Here is a 5355-nt window from a genome sequence, read left to right as displayed (position 1 = left end):
ATGAAGACCTGACCGGCAAAACCGTGGCCGTGGTCGGCACCGGGGCCAGCGCCATCCAGTTTGTGCCGGAAGTGGCCAAAGTGGCCGGCAAGGTCAAGCTGTTCCAGCGCTCCGCCGCCCATGTAATTGCCAAACCGGACCGCGCCTACAAGAAAGCGGAACACTGGGTTTTGAAGAAACTGCCGCTGACCCAAACGCTGGATCGCATGCGCATTTATGCGGCCAATGAATCCCGGGTGCTGGGCTTTACCTCTTTCCAGAAGGCCATGGGGGTGTACGAGTGGCTGTTCTCACGGCACCTGAAAAAACAGATTAGTGATCCGGTGCTGCGCGAAAAGCTGACCCCGGATTACCCCATGGGCTGCAAGCGCATCCTGATGTCCAACGACTACTATCCGGCACTGGCCCAGGCCAATACGGAAGTGATCAACTACGGTATCGATGCGGTGGACAAACAGGGCCTCACCGACAGCAGCGGCGCCCACCACGATGTGGACGTGATCATCTACGGCACCGGGTTCAAGGCCACCGATTTCCTGACCCCGATGACCATCACCGGCCGCGATGGAGTGGACCTGAATACCGCCTGGCAGGACGGCGCCGAAGCGTACCTGGGGATCACCGTGCGCGGCTTCCCCAACCTGTTCATGCTCTATGGTCCCAACACCAACCTGGGCCACAATTCCATTATCTACATGCTGGAAAGCCAGATTCATTACGTACAACAATGCCTGGCAGAAATGGACGAGCAAAAACTGCATTCTCTGGAAGTGCGCGAAAGCGTGCAGGCACGCTTCAACGACAACGTGCAACGTAAAATCAGCGACACGGTATGGGACAAGGGCTGCCACAGCTGGTACAAAACCGAAAGCGGCAAGAACACCAACAACTGGCCCGGGTTCACCTTTGACTACCGCCGCCAGACCCAGCACCTGGAACTCAGCGACTACGAGTACAAAGCCCTATGAGCCTGTTTGTTGACCGCATCAGCCGCAGCCAGTCCACCGTTCAGCAGTTGCTGGCTGGCGCCCTGCGCCAGTCCCTGGCCCTGCTGTTCAAACCCGTCGCCAACCCCCGTTTCAGCTTTGCCGCGCAACGGCGCTGGCTGGACATCATGGCCTACAGCACCCTCAAGGCCGGCGGCATCGGCAGCCATGACAAGGCCATTGCCAATGTACCCTGCCGCCACTACCAGCCACTGCATGCGCAAAGCACCGTGCTCTATCTGCACGGCGGCGGCTACGTGGCCGGCAGCCCGGACAGCCACAAGGCGATTACCTCGCACCTGGCCAAGTTTGCCAATGCCCACGTGGTGGTGCCGGATTACCGGCTCGCCCCCGAGCACCCCTGCCCCGCCGCCATCGAAGATGCCGTCGCGGTCTACCAGGCCCTGCTGGACGACGGTGTCAGCCCCGCATCGCTGACCTTGATGGGAGACTCCGCCGGAGGCGGACTGGCGCTGGCCACACTGCAAGCCCTTAAAGCCGCCGGCACGCCGCTACCCAGTGCGGCCATCCTGTTTTCCCCCTGGGTTGACCTGACACTGGGCCAGCTCTTCGACACCGACCGGGACATCATGCTCAGCCATGCCTGGCTGGCCAGCGCGGCCAGTGCCTACGCCGGTGACGACACCCGCAATCCACAATGCTCCCCCCTGTTCGGCGACTTGAGTGATTTGCCCCCCACCCTGATCCAGGCCGGCGGCGACGAAATTCTGCTCAATGACAGCCACCGCCTGTGCACCGCCTTGAACGAAGCCGGCACGCTCACACGGCTACAGATTCACCCCCAGCGCTGGCACGACTTCCAATTGCATGCCGGCGTACTGGCGGATTCGGATCAGGCCCTGATGACCTGCGCCCGCTTTATCCACCAACACGCAATTCATAAAAACGGGAAAGGTGCCAACGCATGAAACGCATTCTGATTACTGGCGCCGCCAGCGGCATCGGACTGGCCACCGCCACACTCTTCCACAACAAAGGCTGGCAGGTGGGCCTGACCGACATCAATGAAACCGCCCTCGCCAGGCTGGCAAAAGAGCTGGATGGCAGTTGGTATCAACGGCTGGACGTCACCGACGCCGGCGCCTGCCAGCAGGCGTGCCAGGCCTTTGCCCAGGGCAAGGGTTTTGACGTGCTGTTCAACTGCGCTGGCATCCTGCGCATGGGGCACTTCGAAGACATCAGCGCCGCCCAGCACAAGCAGATCATTGATATCAATGTCACCGGGTTGGTCAACATGACCCTGGCGGCACAAGCGCACCTGCAACTGAGCACCGACCCCGCCGTCATCAACATGAGCTCCGCGTCTGCGCTCTACGGGGTGCCTCACCTGGCCTCTTATTCCGCCAGCAAGTTTGCCGTGCGCGCGCTCACCGAAGCACTCAATATCGAGTGGGCCCGCCAGGGCATTCGGGTGGTGGATATCATGCCGCCGTTTGTGAAAACGCCGATGCTGGACAACGCTGAATTCCGTGCCCCGGTGGTGGACCGCATGGGGGTGAATCTGACCGCCGACGACATTGCGGCCAAAGCCTGGCAGGCCGCCAATGAAAACGTCGCGGTGCATAACCCGGTCGGCGGGGTGTTCAAATTCATCAAGCTGCTGGACAAGGTGCTGCCCAGCGGCTCCACCAAGATGACCATGACGTTTCTCAGCCGGGAATAGTCCGCGTCAGGGTTTCTCCGGCGGCCGGGGAAAACGGATTTTGACCTTGCGACGACCCCATTCGCGGGCCGCCTGCAAATTCTCTCCCATATAGATATCAATCTTGCGTTTCCAGCGCCGGTGCATCTTGTCCTTCACCACCCACACACCCGGCAAGCCCTCCACGGTGACTTCAGTATTGTGGGCCAACCCCAGCCGGATCAGGTCGCGGGACACTGCGATGGCCTGCATTCCCGGCACCAGCCGGTCGCCCCAGGCGGCGAGCGCATGGTCGCGGCCCGCCCCCTGCCCGTGCAGTGAGTTATAGGCCGAAGCCGTTACCGTCAGCTCCATCATCGGCACCACCGGCGCCTTGTCTGCCTCACAGCGAGAGACCAGCCCGGTCGTGACCACCAGAGCCAGAAAAAAAATTGCCGCATTCACTCGCCGTTGCAACGGCACTGCTACGCTCATGGCATGACTCTCCGTACTTTGCGCTTTTCTCTTATTCTTTTTACCGGGGTACTGATGGCCGCATGCAGTCTTTTTTCCGGCAAACAGTCAGACACCACCAGTATACCTGAGCCCCTCACCGATACTGTGCGCGAGTGGGTCCCTGCCGGCACGCCACGAGGAGTGATTCTCGGCCTGCATAGCTTCGGGGATTTCGGCGCCGCGTTTGAACAGCTGGGCCCCTGGTTTGCCGAAGCCGGCTATGTGTTTGTGGCCTACGATCAGGCCGGCTTTGGCGACCGGCTGGTGCAAGGCCGCTGGGCTGGTGAGCAGCAACTGGTCGATGATGCGGCGACGCAGATCCGGCGCCTGCACCAGACCCATGCCGCACCCCTGTTTGTGCTCGGCGAAAGCCTGGGTGGCGCCGTGGCCATACTGGCCGCCCAGCAGGAACCGGACAAGGTCGCCGGGTTGATGCTGGCCGGGCCCGCGGTGCGCGAAGGGATTCGTTTTCGTTATGGCTGGAACGCCGCCATCGCCACCGCTGCTACCCTGGCGCCGGGTTACCGCCTCACCGTTGAACGCAACGCCGATGATCCCACCCTCGCCCCAACCAGCGCTCAACGCCTGGCCGAGGATCCGCGCGTTATGCGTGAGGTTCGGATGGACGCGTACTGGGGGCTGATCAAGCTGGCGGACAGCGCCAGCGATTCGGCCAACAACCTGAACATCCCGACACTGCTGCTGTACGGTGGCAAGGACCATTCCGTCCCGGAAGCAGGCATTCGCCACCTGCAGGCGCATTTATCCGCCAACGACCGGGGGGAATACCGTTTCTATCCGAATGCGCCGCACCTGTTGCTGCAAAGCCGGCAGTGGCAGCAGGTTTGCCAGGACATTTTCCAGTGGCTTGCCATGACCCAACTGCCACAGAAAAACGCAGAAAATGGCCCCACCGGCCCCACTCCCACCTGTGAGGCCTGTTAAGCTGACCACACACCAACAGGGAAGCGGGGCAAGGACCATCATGAGCAAACGCGTACTGATCACCGGCGGCAATTCCGGCATTGGTTTCTGCACGGCAGAACAACTGGCCGGCCGTGGCGCGGAGGTTATCCTCGCCTGCCGCGACCAGACCAAGGGGCAGGCCGCCGTGGCCAAAATCAAGAACGCCCACCCACAGGCAAAAGTGCGCCTGTTTGCCCTGGATCTGGCAGACCTTGAACAGGTACGCGATTGCGCCGCTGAGCTCTATCAGGAACTGGGCCACATTGATGTGCTGATCAACAACGCCGGCGTGGTGCCCACCCAGCAGGAATTCACCAAAGACGGTTATGAAATGCAGTTCGGGGTGAATTACCTGGCGCCGGTGCTGTTCACGCACCTGATGTTGCCCCTGCTACAGAAAGGCACCCAACCCCGTATCCTGCACCTGGCCTCGGTGGCTCACTGGCTGGGCCGGATCAACAAGAAGACCTGGAAAGGTCGCAAGCCCTACCTGGTCATGGACGCCTATGGCCAGTCCAAACTCGCCAACATCCTGTTCAGCAACGTACTGGCAGAGCGCCTGCAAGAGGCGGGCATTACCAGCAACGCCCTGCACCCCGGCGGCGTGGACACGCCGATTTTCCGCCATGTCCCCAGCGCCGTCATGGCACTGATTCGCCCCACGCTCACCACCCCGGAAAAAGCCGCATCGCTTCCCGTGAGCCTGGCGCTGGACGAACAGTACGCGGATATCAGCGGTGAGTATTTCGCCAATCACAAGCCGGCCCTGCGCTCGCCCCGGGCCCGCAACCGCAGCCTGGCCGATGAGCTGTATTACGACACCATGGCCGAACTGAATATGCCGGCATTGTGAGCAAAAAAAGTTTTTCACGGGTCAGCGAGAATGTCAGCTTTCCCGCCGTTTTCCTGGCTTATAGCGTATCACTCACACTTTGCAGGACGCTCGACGCCGAATGCCTGACGCAAAACACCCGCGCTGAGAGGCGGTCACTATTCCGGCCCCTCTTTTGAGAAATACTCCAGGGACAATCAGGTAACACCTGTTGACGAAAAGCGCAGAGGAATCAATCAGGGGCTTGACTGAAAGCGTCAGCCGTCGGGCATCCGGCGTCCAGCGGTTTGCCAAGGCAGGATCACAGAAAAAATCCCTATATCAGCTCATTCACTCCATTGCGCGATCAAATCCCAAAACGGCAACCGATAACCCGTCACTCCAGTGCCGCCTCCCTGACCGCCGCTTGCAGC

6 protein-coding genes are annotated in these 5355 nt (G+C 61.0%); 5 read left to right on the top strand and 1 reads right to left on the bottom strand.

Going from position 1 to position 5355, the window contains the following annotated elements:
- The 3 genes from A3754_RS27945 to A3754_RS19420 form a co-directional block, all read left to right on the top strand.
- Nucleotides 1–968: NAD(P)/FAD-dependent oxidoreductase (locus tag A3754_RS27945; protein WP_063521018.1), on the top strand; the 968-nt coding region annotated here is incomplete at its 5' end.
- Nucleotides 965–1915: an alpha/beta hydrolase gene (locus A3754_RS19425; RefSeq protein ID WP_063521017.1), complete on the top strand. Its 951-nt coding sequence runs from the start codon at nt 965–967 to the stop codon at nt 1913–1915. The genes A3754_RS27945 and A3754_RS19425, both read left to right, overlap by 4 nt.
- The gene (locus A3754_RS19420; protein ID WP_063521016.1) at nt 1912–2670 is read left to right on the top strand and encodes an SDR family oxidoreductase; all 759 of its coding nucleotides are present in this window, start codon (nt 1912–1914) and stop codon (nt 2668–2670) included. Before A3754_RS19425 ends, A3754_RS19420 begins: the two co-directional genes overlap by 4 nt.
- 6 nt (nt 2671–2676) lie before the next feature.
- On the opposite strand, the gene A3754_RS19415 is transcribed toward A3754_RS19420, so the two are convergent.
- Nucleotides 2677–3123, bottom strand: coding sequence for a 3D domain-containing protein (locus A3754_RS19415; RefSeq protein ID WP_063521015.1), 447 nt, complete (start codon nt 3121–3123; stop codon nt 2677–2679).
- Nucleotides 3124–3177: 54 nt separating this feature from the next.
- Between A3754_RS19415 and A3754_RS19410 the strand changes: the two genes are divergently transcribed.
- Together A3754_RS19410 and A3754_RS19405 are read left to right on the top strand one after the other, a co-directional pair.
- A complete protein-coding gene (locus A3754_RS19410) occupies nt 3178–4089 on the top strand; it encodes an alpha/beta fold hydrolase (protein ID WP_231880702.1) in 912 nt (303 codons plus the stop codon).
- 40 nt (nt 4090–4129) lie between these two features.
- The gene (locus A3754_RS19405; protein ID WP_063521013.1) at nt 4130–4963 is read left to right on the top strand and encodes an SDR family oxidoreductase; all 834 of its coding nucleotides are present in this window, start codon (nt 4130–4132) and stop codon (nt 4961–4963) included.
- Nucleotides 4964–5355: the final 392 nt, after the last annotated feature.

This window comes from Alcanivorax sp. HI0083, assembly GCF_001635175.1.
The sequence above is the reverse complement of the archived record's forward strand: the minus strand, read 5'-3'. Positions and strand labels throughout refer to the sequence as shown.